Raw genomic sequence first — 14476 nt, 5'->3', positions numbered from 1 at the left:
TAAATGTAAGGAATTGTATTATGACTGCTACTTCTAACCAGATTAAATCCAAGGTTTGGGACAAAAAGAAAGAGTATCCCTTAACTACAGAGTCTTTAAGAATGCTGTTGGAAAACCGAATTCCTTTAATTCGGCTAAAAGAATTTGCTACACCCCAAGAGTGTGAGATGTTAGTCAATCAAGCTGAATTATTAAACTTTGATTGCTATCAAAATGTGAATCCCAAGATTGAGCGAATTGGTATCACAGTGTTTGAATATAATCGCATTAGTAAAGCAGCTTATTTTCAAGCAGTAGAACGCACAACTAAATTAAGAAACTGCATTATGGCAGCCTCTTTTAATCCATTAGAACGCTTAATGGTGAAAATTCGAGAGTGTACAGGTGCGACTGTACGAATTGCTTCGGAACCACTCTATGGTAGTTATTATGCAGGACTGATCAGAAAAATAGAGCAGGGTACTCAACTTCATATTGATTATGCTCCGTTAGAACAATCAAAATGGGAAATTGGTACAGTTATTTATCAACTTTCTTGGAATTTGTACTTGAAATTTTCTCCAAGCAATCATGGTCAAACACGCATTTACGATCGCCAGTGGCAACCAGGAGATGAGCAATATAAACTCGATTCCTACGGCTATGGTGATACAGTAATTGCAGATGCAGACGCGATCGCCTTCCAACCTTATGTAGGAGATGTGTTCATTTTCAATACACGCAACTATCACACTGTTGAACCAATGGATGGACAACGTGTGACTTTCACCTCTGCGATCGGATTACTACCTAACGGTGAAATTATTTTGTGGTCTTGAATGTGAGCAGCAGGAAGCAATTTGGTAAATATAGTGAGGAGTAATTCATGCCCTTAGCAGCTGTAATGACTGCACCTAATCAACCAGTTGAAGTCCAACAATTACCAGAGCCGATTCTGGAAAAGGGTGGAATCATTCTTGAAACCTTATATTCTGAGGTTTGTGGAACTGATGTACATTTACTACATGGGCGTTTAGAGGGAGTACCGTATCCCATCATCCCTGGACACTTCTCAGTTGGTCGTGTGGTGGAAACAGGTGGAGCAGTTAGTGATGTCAATGGTAAATTAATTCAGCCTGGAGCGATCGCTACTTTTTTAGATGTCCATGAAACCTGTTACAACTGCTGGTATTGTCTAGTAGCCAAAGCATCCACTCGCTGTCCCCAACGCAAAGTTTATGGTGTCACCTACTCAGCCAAAGATGGGTTGCTGGGTGGTTGGTCTGAATTAATTTACCTCAAACCAGGAGTTAAAGTTCTCACTTTACCCGAAGAAGTCTCACCAAAGCAATTCATTGCTGGCGGATGCGCTTTGCCAACTGCATTACACGCTATTGACCGAGCGCAGATTCAAATTGGTGATGTCGTCGTGGTGCAGGGTTGCGGGCCTGTGGGTTTGAGTGCGGCAATTCTAGCTTTGCTCTCAGGTGCAGGCAAAGTAATTGTAATTGATAAATTTGAGAGCCGATTAGTAGTTGCAAAATCCTTCGGTGTAGATGAAACCCTTGCAATTAGGGCTGATGATCCACGACAACATATTGAGCGAGTTTTGGAATTAACTAACGGACACGGTGCTGATGTCACTATTGAAGCCACAGGCATTCCTATTGCTGTCAAAGAGGGCTTAAATATGACCAGAAATGGAGGTCGCTATGTTATTGTCGGGCATTACACAAACACGGGTGAAATTCTCATCAATCCACACTTAGAGATTAATCTAAAACATATTGATATTCGCGGGACTTGGGGAATTGATTTCAGCCATTTTTATAGAATGATTGAATTACTAAAACGTCATAGTGATTCCAGTAAAAATATTGCTTGGTCAAGCATAATTAGTCGTTCATATACACTACAAGAAATTAATCAAGCGCTGGCAGATGTAGAGCAAGGCTCTGTATTAAAAGCTGTGATTCAACCTAATCTATCTTAATGCCAATATATCAAACGACTTAGATAATAGGGAGAAGATATGCTCGAAGATTTACAAATTGCCTTTATCGGTGGTGGCACGATGGGCGAAATGATAATTAGTAGATTGTTATCAACGAAAATTGTTCCAAAAGCCGATCTAATTATAGTCAGCGATCCAGTTTCTGCACGATGTCTTCATTTAGAAAGGGAATATGGAGTACGTACTACAACCTCCAATATAGAAGCGGTTCTTGGCGCATTTATTGTGATATTGGCGGTTAAGCCGCAGGTTTTGGCAGAGGTTCTAGGTATGCTTAAGGATAAAATTCCACCTAATGCTTTAGTAATTAGTATTGTGAGTGGAGCGAATATTTCATCTCTGTGCCAAGGGTTGAATCATCCTGCTGTTGTCCGTACAATGCCCAATATTGCAGTACAAGTTGGTCATGGGACTACAGTGTGGAGTGCATCATCAAGTGTGACAGAGATACAGCGATCGCATACCCAAATAATTTTACAAGCATTAGGTAAGGAATTTGCTACCCAAAATGAACATTACCTTGATATGGCAACGGCGTTGAGTAGCGCTGGGACTGGATTTGTGTTTCTGTACATCGAAGCGATGATTGATGCTGGTGTTCAGATGGGTTTAACTCGGACACAAGCTCAAGAACTAACATTGCATACGATTGCTGGTAGTGTAGAACTGATGTTTCAGACTCATGAACATCCAGCAGTTTTACGAAACAAGGTAACAAGTCCTGGGGGAGTGACTGCTGCTGGTCTTTACGAGTTAGAAAAAGGTGGTATGCGAACTGTTATTTCTAATGCAGTGCTTGCCGCTTTGAGCCGCACTCAACAATTAGGTAATATCAGTTAAAAATTAGCGCTGATTGGGGTTACTCATTCGGTACTTATGACTGATTATTCAACACTAAAAAGTATTAAAGTTGATAAAAGATTTTAATTTATTTCTCAAATATGCCAACCCAAGTTGTTCAAGCTCAACCCTCAAAGAATGTTTTTTCAGATTTTATCCAATTCTGGGAAAATGCCAAAGCGATCGCTGGGCCTTACTGGTATCCAACAAAGCCAGGACAAAGAGCATTCTCAGACGTAATTCGCGCATGGGGAATGCTTATTCTCCTAATATTACTAATCATCGCATTTGTAGGTGTAACTGCTTTTAATAGTTTTATTAATCGCTACATAGTTGATATCATACTTCAAGAAAAAGATTATTCTAAATTTATTAATATTATATACTTTTATGCTGCTGGACTTGTCTTGGTAACGCTTTTATTAGGATTTTCTAGATTTGTTAGAAAACAAATCGCTCTTGATTGGTACAAATGGCTTAATAATCAAATTTTAGATAAATATTTAAGCAATCGTGCTTATTATAAAATTAATTTTAAAACTGATATTGATAACCCAGATCAACGCTTATCCCAAGAAATTGAACCAATTACCAGTAACGCCCTCAATTTTTCAGCTACTTTCCTAGAAAAAGTACTGGAAATGATAACTTTTGCAATAATTATCTGGTCAATTTCCCAACAGATTGCTATTGCTCTGATTATTTATACGATTATGGGTAATTTTATAGCTGTCTACTTAAATCAAGAATTAAATAGTATTAATCAAGCGGAAATTGAATCTAAAGCTGACTACAATTACTGCCTAACTCATGTTCGCAATCACGCAGAATCGATAGCTTTTTTTAGAGGAGAAAAACAAGAATTAAATATAATTGAGCGTCGATTTAGTAAGTTGATAGCCAACATTAAACGCAAGATTGATTGGGAGAGAAATAGAGACATTTTTAACAGAGCATATCAGGTTGCTATCGAACTTTTTATGCTATTCATACTTGCGCCTTTATATATTAAAGGTGAAATTGATTTCGGACAAGTTGGACAAGCTAGTGTAGCTAGCTTTATGTTTGCTACTGCTTTGGGAGAACTAATAACTGCATTTGGCAGTTCTGGAAATTTTTCGAGTTACGTTGAGCGTTTAGCTGAGTTTTCAAGTGCGTTAGAAGATGTTACCAAACAACCGGAGAATGTAAGCACCCTTAAAATAGCAGAAGAAAACCATCTTGCTTTTGAGAATGTTACCTTACAAACGCCTAACTATGAACAGGTAATCGTTGAAGACTTGTCCTTGTCTGTTCAACCGGGAGAAGGTTTATTGATTGTTGGGCCAAGTGGTCGAGGTAAAAGTTCTTTATTGCGGGCGATCGCTGGTTTGTGGAATGCGGGAACTGGCCGTTTAGTGCGACCTCCGTTAGAAGAAGTTTTATTTTTACCCCAACGTCCTTACATAATTTTGGGAACTTTGCGCGAACAATTGCTCTATCCTAATACCAGTCGTCAAATGACTGATGCAGAACTCAAAGAAGTTTTGCAACAGGTCAACCTACAAAACTTACTGAGTCGAGTCGATGGCTTTGATACAGAAGTTCCTTGGGAGAATATATTATCGATAGGAGAACAACAACGCTTGGCTTTTGCACGACTATTAATTACTCATCCTAGCTTTACTATATTGGATGAAGCAACGAGTGCTTTAGATTTGCAAAATGAAGGAAGTTTATATCAAAAGTTACAATCGACGAAAACAACATTTATCAGTGTTGGGCATCGGGAAAGCCTGTTTGATTATCATCAATGGGTTTTGGAACTTTCACAAGATTCCAGTTGGCAACTTGTGACTGTGCAGGATTATCGAAATCAAAAAGCAATAAATATCCAAAGCGCGCCTAATAATGAGTCGCAAAATCAATCTCAAATATTGACAGAAACAATCACAAGTGAAAAGCTCACTCATAAGGAAATAAGTGAATTAACTAACTATTCCATTAGCACTATTAGAAGTAAGGCAAGCAAAGGAGATTCTATTACTACTAGAGATGGCTTGACGTACCGCTATGACAAGAACTCAAGTGTGTTGAAATGGCTGAGAGTTTAGCGGTTAGACAATTTGCTCAGTCTGTTGAATTATCACCTGTGAAAGAATAGTTTTCTATTTTGATTTGTAAAAATCGTCCTTGCTCAGAACCCCGACTTTTTAAAAATTGGGGTTTTTGTTGTTCACTAATGACTTATGACTGGTGTGTATAGGAATCTGGTTTATTATTAAATATAATTATGTATGAAAGAAGTTAACAGCAAAGGAAATAGCCAAGAGTAGGAGCGGGTTTAAAAATGCTATTAATTACTAATTATGATCTCGGCGAATCCATCCCTACTTGTTCAATAATCAAATAAAATTACTATGATATTGATTACTTAACTTGATAATTATTAAATAATTTTTTCTTAACTTTCGTAACTTTCTTAACTTTCCTAACTACCTTAGAGCAATTACTTCTTAACTGTCTTAACTGACCTTGAAATTATATTTAATTAATGATATATTTTTACTTGAAAAGGCAATTTACTTTAAGGGAAATTCTATGCCTACAAACACAGTCAAAACAGTGGATGTCGTAGCAATACCATTTTTTGCGCGTTTCTTGGAAGAGCAAGCTACTGAAGGAACAGAGGTTCCTTGGACTTACAAGTATCCTTCAGATTTGGAAGATAGATAATTTATTTACTCTTCTACATCTGAAAGTACCTTTTTGATCGGAAAGATGCCTTGTAACTGGCTTCATCATAGTTTAATGGAATAGCAGTTATCAAATAACTGAAAACTATTCTTAGAGATGCGATGGCGCAAAGCGCCCGCCGCAGGCGATCGCTCTTATGTTACCTTATCCATAACATGGAGGTAATTGCTTTTTTTAGCTCCTAAATTTTTAAAAACTTTTGGGTTATAGAAAGCATTTTTTTGCTATTCCTCAATAGCTACCTCCTAAAATTATCAAAACAATATATTTTATGCACCTGTCTCGTGATGTTGTTTTATTAATCACCCACAGTGGTGATTTCTTCACAATAGATAGAGTGGCAGAAGCCTTATCAAAAAAAGGGGTGCAACCATTTCGTCTAGATACTGATAAATTTCCTCTAGAAGTGCAATTAACCGCACATTTTGATAAGTCTAAAAGCCACCACACTATAGAATTTAACAACCACTCTATCAGCACAGAGCAGGTGCGGGCTGTATGGATGCGCCGTATTTGGGAACCAGAACTGAGTCAAGAATTAGCGCCAAAGTTCCGAGAAGCTTGCGTTAGAGAATCACAAGCAACTTTAGATGGTTTTTGGGACAGTCTCAAGGGAGCTTGTTGGGTAGATAATTTAGAGCAGATAAATTATGCAAGTAACAAGCTGCGTCAACTACGGATTGCGTCTGAAGTAGGTTTTGTTATTCCCCAGACTCTTGTTACCAACAAAGCCCAAGCAGCACGAGAGTTTTTCGGGCAAGTCAACGGCAAAATGGTAAGCAAGCTTTTAACTGCTCTTTCCCGCAGTATGGAAGCTAACTCTTCGTTTTTTCTGTACACCAGCATCGTCAAGGAAGAAGACTTACAAGATGCCGAGTCACTGCGCTATTGCCCAATGGTTTTTCAAGAGCAAATTCCAAAGCAACATGAATTACGGGTGGTGTATGTGAATGGGAATGTATTTGTGGGGGCGCTAAATGCAGATATGTATGCAGCAGCCAAAGTTGATTGGCGTAAACCTGGTGTTGAGGTTGGCGCATGGCAACACCACCAACTTCCTGATGAAGTAGTTAGTTGTCTCAAAGCCTTTATGGGAAAATTTGGGCTGTTGTTTGGAGCGTTAGATTTCATCGTCACACCATCAGGGGAATACGTCTTTTTGGAAATCAACCCTCTGGGGGAGTGGGGAATGCTAGAAAAGGATTTAAACTTACCCATTGCAAGTGCGATCGCAGATGCGCTACTTCAAACAAAGAATTGAACGATCAAAAATTTAATATTTGATATTAGCCTGCGGCAAGCCACCCAAAGGGTGTCTACATACTTCATAATTAATACTTTTTATGACCGTATTAATAGTCACGTTTAGTAAAGACAACGAAAGCATTCCTCTAGTCATCAACGAAATTGAGGCTAGAGGAGAAAAAGCATTTCGGTTTGACACAGACAGATATCCCACTGAAGTCAAGCTAGATATTTACTCCGGTGATACTGAACGGGTAATTATTACTGATGGCGAACAGAAGCTAGATTTGAGTGAGGTTTCCTCAGTTTGGTATCGGCGAATGCGCTACGGACAAAAAATCCCCGACTCAATGAATAAGCAATATAGAGATGCGTCAATTAATGAATGTCGCGCCACAGTCAGGGGAATGATTGCCAGCCTTCAGGGATTCCACTTCGATCAAATGTCCAATGTGGATCGGGCTAATAATAAGCAACTACAATTGCAAGTTGCACGAGAAATTGGTCTTGTAACTCCACGTACCCTGACTTCAAACAATCCAGAAGCAGTCAAGCAATTTGCTCAAGAGTGTAGCCAAGGTATAGTTACCAAGATGCTTTCTTCCTTTGCTATTTATGACGATCGCGGGCGAGAAAATGTTGTGTTTACCACTCCAGTTACAAATGACGATCTGGAGAATATGGAAGGACTGTGTTTTTGTCCAATGACCTTTCAAGAAAATGTGCCCAAGGCGCTGGAGTTGCGGACAACTATTGTTGGACACCGCGTATTTACTGCCGCAGTAGATTCTCAAAGCTTAGAAGGATCTACTTACGACTGGCGCAAAGAGGGGAGAGCTTTAGTTAAAAATTGGCAACCTTACGACTTGCCAGAAGATATTGAGAAAAAACTGCTCAAGCTGATGGCTTATTTTGGCTTAAACTATGGAGCAATTGATATTATTGTCACCCCCGATGGTCGCCATGTATTCCTCGAAGTTAACCCAGTCGGGGAATTTTTTTGGCTGGAGATATATTCACCACACTACCCCATTTCGCAGGCGATCGCAGAAGTATTACTGACTAATAAAAATTAGGGGATGAGCCTTGTATATTTGTATTGTCTTCTATTTTGAAAAGTGTTAGTGAGATTTCACTATTAAGTTTATTAATCTTAAATTCCTTATTTAAAATTACGAAATTATTGATATTTGGAGATTAGATCCTTGTGATAAACCTAGTAAATACACAAACAGTTTTGACATTTGATGGGGAAAAGGATTATATAGATTTTGGCAGAAACGATATTGGCGGTGTTTTCGCTCAAGGGAGTTCAGCTTTTACGGTTTCAGGATGGGTAAATCCACATGAACTAACAAATAAAGCCACTAGCTACGGGACGCGCAATGTATTTTTTGCCCGTTCTTCAGAGAGATACAGCGATAACTTTGAATTCGGCATCAGTGAAACAGGAAGCCTAGATGTCTACATTGATGAAAGTGTTAGCAAGGGTATCAAAACCTTTGGACAAGGAGAACTAACTATAGGGCAATGGCACTTCTTTGCTATTGTTTTTAATAGTGGTCAGCTAACCGTATATCTTGACGAGCATGAATACAAAGATTCTCTTAGAGGTTCATCTTTGAACAAAGCAACAAGTTCTATAACTTTGGGAGCAACGTTACACAAACAGGTCTATTTCAAAGGACAATTAGCAAATATTAGCGTTTGGAATTATCCCTGTACTCAAGTACAAATCCAGACTCATCGTTGTGGGCTAATAGTCGGAGATGAATCAGGATTGGTGGCTTACTGGAAATTAGACGAAGGACAAGGTACAACTGTAAAAAACCAAACTGGAAAGTCTTATCAAGGAAATTTTCGTGGTAATCCTATTTGGACTTTAGCAGAAATTCCATTCGCAACACAATCATCAAATCCAGTTCCATTTGCAGCAGAATCATCCAATCAAGAAGATATAAAAGAAGAGATCCAAACTGAGACAGCAGTTATTCCTGAAGAAAATATCTCACCACTAACCACAAGTTTATTAGCAGCAACGGTATCGTTAGTAAACGACGACCAAGACCAAGCAAAGGAAATTCAACAGACAGAAACAAACACCGAAGAATCCGAGATTATTCCAACCCCAATTGCTCTCAGTCCACATGACGAAGAAACCAAAACAGACCAAGCTGAAGATCCCGTCAATATCCAACAAGCACAAATATTAACTCAGGAGGAATCGCCAGAAACCATGAATACAAAAGCCCGTCCCAAATATAAAATACTTTCCATTGATGGAGGCGGTATTCGGGGCATTATTCCTGCATTACTCTTAGCAGAAATTGAACGGCGGACACAAAAGCCTATATTCAGTTTGTTTGATTTAATTACTGGCACTTCCAGTGGCGGAATTTTAGCACTTGGACTAACTAAACCCCGATTAAGTCCCGATACATCTGATAACTTGCCAGTAGCTGAATACACTGCTGAGGCTCTTCTACAGCTATTTATTGAGTATGGGGTAGAAATATTTTATGAGCCGTTGTTTGAAAGACTACTTGGCCCATTAGAGGATATATTTCTCCAGCCAAAATATCCTTCCGAAAGCAAAGAAGAAATTTTCAGGCAATATTTTGGTAACGCTCTTCTAGAAAATAATCTTAAAGAAGTTTTTGTAACGAGTTACGATATCGAGCAGCGAATTCCGATATTTTTTACAAACAAACTAGAAAAACAGCAAATAGAATCTAAGAATTTTCAGAAGTTATGTGGCAGTTTTTCGCTCCTAGATGCGGCATTGGCAACTAGTGCCACTCCGACTTATTTTGCTCCTCATCGGCTTGTAAACCCCCATAATAGCGGCATCGCCTATACTTTAATCGATGGTGGAGTATTTGCTAATAATCCAGCCCATTTAGCTATTTTAGAAGCACAAATTAGTAGTAAACGAAAAGCCCAAAAAGTCCTCAATACAGAAGATATTTTAGTAGTTTCTTTAGGTACAGGTTCTCTGACGAGTGTCTACCCTTATAAAGAAGTCAAAAATTGGGGACTCTTGCAATGGGGAAGACCGCTTTTAAATATTATGTTTGATGGTAGTAGTGAAGTGGTAGCTGGAGAATTAGAACAGTTGTTTGAACCTAGCGATAAAGAGGCTAAAAGTTTTTATTATCGCTTTCAAACCTTGTTAGATAGTGAATTAGAAGAAATAGATAATACCAAACTTCAAAATACTCGTCAGTTACAAGCTATAGCCCATCGACTAATATCTAACAAAAGTCAACAAATCGATGAACTGTGTAGTCTTTTGTTGGGCTAACTCACATTTCTTACATCTTGCACCAACTAACTGGTGCAAGATGCAAGATTTTTAATTTCTTCACAAAAGAAATTAATAATGACTTTCTTAGTCATGTTTTCACTTTATAAAAATTGTAGGTAAGTACAATGGATGAACTCGTCAAAAAAATTTCTGGTTTAGGCCTTCCTGGTATACTTTTCGTGATCGCAACGAGTGCATCAGGAGGTAATGTCGCCGCCGTTGTCGCTATGCTTTCATCGCTGGGCGGGCCTTTAGGCCTCTTAGGAGGTTTAGGCTTGCTTGGGCTGGTAGCCATTCTAGGGGAATATATAGCGGGATTTGGAATTGAAAACATTCTCAAGCTAATCTATACAGAACGTAGCAAAACTGAATCTATCAGATTTCTTCTCAAAGAAATTCAAGAATTGCCCATTTCAGATGAGTTAAAACTCAAACTGAAACATCATATTAGCCCAGTAGTCGTTACTGAGCCTGACCAAGACCCTTTTCCCAGAACAGTCGAAATTGTTGATGAGGAACCATTGACCTAGTAGTCTGCCAACCCAAAAATGCTAAGTGAGGACTGGGGAAAAGGGTAAGGGATTTAAACCCTTTACCCCTTCCCCTTTACCCCGCCAATTTCACTTGACGAACTACTAGTGCATTCGATTTTATCCCTCAAGCCCCACGCCAGTTGCTATCCTGCTTTAATGCTGACAGCGTAGCTTGGTTCCCCGTAGGGTACAAGTCGGGAAACCCACTCACAGCGCTGGCTCCCCTTAAAAGGGGGAAAATTTAATTAAATTCCTCCTTAAAAAGGGGAATTTATGGGGATCTACAAATCTCGAATACAACACTATAAAAGTTTTTAGGCATTCTCTAAAAGGAAAAATGGCCTTTGAGTCTAACTTGATTCTCAAAGGCCATTTGAAAATTCCTAGTGTAATTAGTAACGGCTACATTTTTAGAATATGCAAACTCCATCTGTGCGTGAGCAAAACACAACAAATCCTTTTTCAGCCTTGATTCAATTTTGGCAGGATGTGAAAGTAGTCGCTCAACCTTATTGGTATCCAACAAAAGCAGAAGGAAGAGCCTTTTCAGATGTAATTCGCTCATGGGGAATGCTCATTGTCTTAGTATTATTAATAGTTGTAATTGTCGGTGCAAATGCTGCAAATAGTTACTGGAATCGCTATGTAATTGATATCGTTATTGAACAGAGAGACCTTGATAAATATAATAGTACTTTATGGCTGTCTAGTCTCATTATTGTCGGGATGGTCTTGTTAGTAACTCTTTTGAGATATGTCAGAAGAAAAATAATTCTTGACTGGTATAAATGGCTAAATATTCATGTTTTAGAAAAATATTTAAGCAATCAAGCTTATTATAAAATCAATTTTAAATCTGATATAGATAATCCAGATCAACGCTTATCCCAAGAAATAGAACCCATTACTAGTATTGGCGTGAGATTCTCATCTTCTTTACTAGAAAAATCTTTAGAAATGGCCAGTGCTTTGATAATCCTCTGGATAGTTTCTTCACAAATTGCAATATATTTAGTTATTTATACAATTATAGGTAATCTAATAGCAGTTTACTTGAATCAAGCAATAAATAAAGTTAACCAAGAAGAACTTGCATTTAAAGCAGATTTTGCCTATTGCTTAACTCATGTTCGTAATCACGCTGAATCAATCGCTTTTTTTCAGGGAGAAGATGAAGAATTAAATATAATCCAGCGTCGATTTAATAATGTTTTAAAAACTGCCGAACGCAGGCTAAATTTAGAGAGGGGACAAGACGCTTTTGGCAGAGCATATCAGTCTGCTATTAGCGTATTCTCAATGTTTATTCTTACACCTTTATTTCTTCAGGATAAAATTGATTATGGGCAAATTAACCAAGCTAGTTTTGCTTGCTTTATGTTTTCTAATGCTCTGGGAGAACTAATATCTGAGTTTGGCATTTCAGGACGATTTTCTGGTTATATAAAGCGTTTAGCAGAGTTTTCAGATGCACTACAGGCTGCTAGTAAACAACCAGAAAACGCGAGTACTATTAAAATTATAGAAGAAGAACGTTTAGCTTTTGAGAATGTCACTTTACAAACGCCAAATTATGAACAGGTGATTGTTGAAAATTTGTCATTTGCTGTTGAGCCAGGCGAAGGGTTATTGATTGTTGGCCCTAGTGGTAGGGGTAAAAGTTCTTTATTGAGAGCGATCGCTGGTTTGTGGAATGCGGGAACTGGCCGTCTAGTTCGTCCTCCTCTAAAAGAAGTATTATTCTTACCGCAACGACCTTATATTATTTTAGGGACTTTGCGCGAACAATTGCTCTATCCTCACATAGACAGGAAAATGAGCGATCGCGAACTTGAACACATTTTGCAACAAGTTAACCTACAACACTTACTTACCCGCGTAGATGGCTTTGATGCTGAAGTTCCTTGGGAAAATATACTATCGTTAGGAGAACAACAACGCCTCGCTTTTGCACGGCTATTAATTATACATCCCAGTTTTACTATCTTAGATGAAGCAACGAGTGCTTTAGATTTAAACAATGAAGATAGTTTATATCAACAGTTACAATCAACGAAAACAACTTTTATCAGTGTTGGACATAGAGAAAGTTTGTTTAATTATCATCAATGGGTTTTGGAATTGTCACAAGATTCAACTTGGCAACTTCTTCGTGTACAAGATTATCGGTTGCAAAAAGGAAAACAAATTGGCATAAACGCTCCTGAAAAGCCCAAAACCACAATAGATGTTACACCCAATAATAAATCTAAAACCAAACCAGAAATATTGACAGATATAGGCAAAATTGTAGGGCTTTCTCATAAAGAAATGCAAGCATTATCAGACTCTAGTATTAATACCGTCAGAAGCAAGGCTAGCCAAGGCAAGTCTATTACTGCTAAAGATGGCTTTACCTACCGCTATGAGAAAGACCCGGAGGTGTTGAAATGGATAAGAACTTAACGATTTGAGGAGAAACATGAGTAATAGCAACCTTTCTGATATAGAAAGAGAAATTTTACTATTGGGTAAATGGCGTTTTAATACGTTTAATGAAACGATTGTATTTAGACCGCGAATTCTTTTGTCCGGATTTTTCACAAGTAATAAATCTGAAAGTTTAGCCCACTTAAAGCAACTGTCGGCGAAACTTGCTGATGCCAACAGTTAGAAAAACTAATACAAATCCTATTAAAGCTAAAATATTGAGCCCAATTACATCCAAACCAACCCCTTTTAATAAAATGCCACGCACAATAAATATATAATGCCGGAGGGGATTTAATAAAGATAGAAATTGAAACAAAGGGGGCATGGCTTCAATAGGTGCGATCGCTCCTGATGTTTGAATAAGTGGTATATTAATAAAAAAGGAAATTAGGACTACTTGTTGTTGTGAACGCGAGACAGTAGCTAGCAAAATTCCTAAACTAATTCCTACTAATACATACAAACCAGATGCCACCAAAAATAGCCAGAAATTGCCATTAAAGGGAATATTAAATACTATTCTGCCTAAAGTCAGAGCCAATAAAATATCTCCCATTAATAGGACACTTAATGGGAATATCTTGGCTAGTAATATCTCCCAATTCGCCGCCGGAGTCATGAGTAACTGTTCAAGAGTCCCGACATCTTTTTCCTTAACAACTGTAATTGCAGAAACAGATGTGGATATTAATGTCATCACTAAACCCATCACTCCTGGGATAAAAAACCAACTACTTGTAAGTCCTGGATTGTAAAGAAAGACAAATTGAGGTGTGACTGGGAGATTAGTTTGATAACTAACTCGTTGATGATTATATTTTTGGATAATTTGATTAATATAGCCGTTGGCAATACCAGCTGTGTTGGCGTTAACTCCATCAATAAATATTTGTATTGGTGCTGATTTTGTTGCTAAATTACGGTAGAAATCTGGCGGGATGATTAAACCTACATCTAGTTTTCCTTCTTCTACCTGATTGCTTAACTCTTTTTCACTAATTAATACAGATTCTAAATCAAAGGTATGATTTGCTGTGATAGCCTGCAATAGTTCCCAACTTTCGGTTACGTTAGCATAGTCAACAACACCTAATTTTAAGTGTTTAACATCCGGATTGAGAACAAATCCATATAGGATTAGCTGTAAAGTTGGTGGAATAATCAGCATAACCATTAAGGCACGATTGCGCCGAATTTGACTAATTTCTTTTTTGACTAATGTCCAAAATATGTTGTCAAATATTCTGAGGATAAATTTCATATTTTTGCAAGATAATTAACCGTTAATAGCTGAGTATGGTGTGTTACGATAATGTCAGGATTTAAGCGCTAGAGAGAGGAGAAATTAGC

Annotated in this window: 11 protein-coding genes; 10 read left to right on the top strand and 1 reads right to left on the bottom strand. The window is 38.1% G+C overall.

What is annotated here, in order from left to right:
* Positions 1 to 20 precede the first annotated feature (20 nt).
* The 10 genes from IQ274_RS11620 to IQ274_RS11575 all read left to right on the top strand — a co-directional run bounded on the left by IQ274_RS11620 (position 21) and on the right by IQ274_RS11575 (position 13099).
* Complete coding sequence (locus IQ274_RS11620; protein WP_194142360.1) at positions 21 to 818, top strand: hypothetical protein; 798 nt, start codon at positions 21 to 23, stop codon at positions 816 to 818.
* Between the two features lie 47 nt (positions 819 to 865).
* Positions 866 to 1972, top strand: a complete 1107-nt coding sequence (locus tag IQ274_RS11615; protein WP_194142359.1) for a zinc-binding dehydrogenase — start codon at positions 866 to 868, stop codon at positions 1970 to 1972.
* A gap of 39 nt (positions 1973 to 2011) precedes the next feature.
* Positions 2012 to 2833, top strand: a complete 822-nt coding sequence (gene proC, locus IQ274_RS11610) for a pyrroline-5-carboxylate reductase (protein WP_194142358.1) — start codon at positions 2012 to 2014, stop codon at positions 2831 to 2833.
* A 101-nt stretch (positions 2834 to 2934) separates the two neighbouring features.
* Complete coding sequence (locus IQ274_RS11605; protein ID WP_194142357.1) at positions 2935 to 4926, top strand: ABC transporter ATP-binding protein/permease; 1992 nt, start codon at positions 2935 to 2937, stop codon at positions 4924 to 4926.
* Between the two features lie 487 nt (positions 4927 to 5413).
* Positions 5414 to 5548, top strand: a complete 135-nt coding sequence (locus IQ274_RS11600) for a microviridin/marinostatin family tricyclic proteinase inhibitor (RefSeq protein ID WP_163927629.1) — start codon at positions 5414 to 5416, stop codon at positions 5546 to 5548.
* Positions 5549 to 5840: 292 nt separating this feature from the next.
* Positions 5841 to 6830, top strand: coding sequence for an MvdC family ATP-grasp ribosomal peptide maturase (locus IQ274_RS11595; RefSeq protein ID WP_163927630.1), 990 nt, complete (start codon positions 5841 to 5843; stop codon positions 6828 to 6830).
* A gap of 82 nt (positions 6831 to 6912) precedes the next feature.
* Entirely contained in the window at positions 6913 to 7890 is a 978-nt protein-coding gene (locus IQ274_RS11590; protein WP_163927631.1) for an MvdD family ATP-grasp ribosomal peptide maturase, read from the top strand.
* Between the two features lie 131 nt (positions 7891 to 8021).
* Positions 8022 to 10118: a patatin-like phospholipase family protein gene (locus tag IQ274_RS11585; protein ID WP_194142356.1), complete on the top strand. Its 2097-nt coding sequence runs from the start codon at positions 8022 to 8024 to the stop codon at positions 10116 to 10118.
* 128 nt (positions 10119 to 10246) lie between these two features.
* The gene (locus IQ274_RS11580) at positions 10247 to 10651 is read left to right on the top strand and encodes a hypothetical protein (RefSeq protein WP_163927633.1); all 405 of its coding nucleotides are present in this window, start codon (positions 10247 to 10249) and stop codon (positions 10649 to 10651) included.
* A 420-nt stretch (positions 10652 to 11071) separates the two neighbouring features.
* Complete coding sequence (locus IQ274_RS11575) at positions 11072 to 13099, top strand: ABC transporter ATP-binding protein/permease (RefSeq protein ID WP_194142355.1); 2028 nt, start codon at positions 11072 to 11074, stop codon at positions 13097 to 13099.
* Between the two features lie 166 nt (positions 13100 to 13265).
* Here the strand turns inward: IQ274_RS11575 and IQ274_RS11570 are convergent, their stop codons facing one another.
* Complete coding sequence (locus tag IQ274_RS11570; RefSeq protein ID WP_163927635.1) at positions 13266 to 14387, bottom strand: ABC transporter permease; 1122 nt, start codon at positions 14385 to 14387, stop codon at positions 13266 to 13268.
* Positions 14388 to 14476: the final 89 nt, after the last annotated feature.

The sequence above is a fragment of the Nostoc sp. LEGE 12447 genome, from assembly GCF_015206985.1.
Classification (GTDB): domain Bacteria; phylum Cyanobacteriota; class Cyanobacteriia; order Cyanobacteriales; family Nostocaceae; genus Nostoc.
Note: the sequence above shows the minus strand (reverse complement) of the source record. Positions and strands in the feature narration are given on the sequence as shown.

What these genes read in the sequence shown, in the direction of transcription:
- IQ274_RS11605 (WP_194142357.1), top strand. Translation starts at nt 2,935, where the DNA reads ATGCCAACCCAAGTTGTTCAAGCTCAACCCTCAAAGAATGTTTTTTCA.
- proC (WP_194142358.1), top strand. Translation starts at nt 2,012, where the DNA reads ATGCTCGAAGATTTACAAATTGCCTTTATCGGTGGTGGCACGATGGGC.
- IQ274_RS11595 (WP_163927630.1), top strand. Translation starts at nt 5,841, where the DNA reads ATGCACCTGTCTCGTGATGTTGTTTTATTAATCACCCACAGTGGTGAT.
- IQ274_RS11600 (WP_163927629.1), top strand. Translation starts at nt 5,414, where the DNA reads ATGCCTACAAACACAGTCAAAACAGTGGATGTCGTAGCAATACCATTT.
- IQ274_RS11590 (WP_163927631.1), top strand. Translation starts at nt 6,913, where the DNA reads ATGACCGTATTAATAGTCACGTTTAGTAAAGACAACGAAAGCATTCCT.
- IQ274_RS11575 (WP_194142355.1), top strand. Translation starts at nt 11,072, where the DNA reads ATGCAAACTCCATCTGTGCGTGAGCAAAACACAACAAATCCTTTTTCA.
- IQ274_RS11580 (WP_163927633.1), top strand. Translation starts at nt 10,247, where the DNA reads ATGGATGAACTCGTCAAAAAAATTTCTGGTTTAGGCCTTCCTGGTATA.
- IQ274_RS11615 (WP_194142359.1), top strand. Translation starts at nt 866, where the DNA reads ATGCCCTTAGCAGCTGTAATGACTGCACCTAATCAACCAGTTGAAGTC.
- IQ274_RS11570 (WP_163927635.1), bottom strand. Translation starts at nt 14,387, where the DNA reads ATGAAATTTATCCTCAGAATATTTGACAACATATTTTGGACATTAGTC.
- IQ274_RS11620 (WP_194142360.1), top strand. Translation starts at nt 21, where the DNA reads ATGACTGCTACTTCTAACCAGATTAAATCCAAGGTTTGGGACAAAAAG.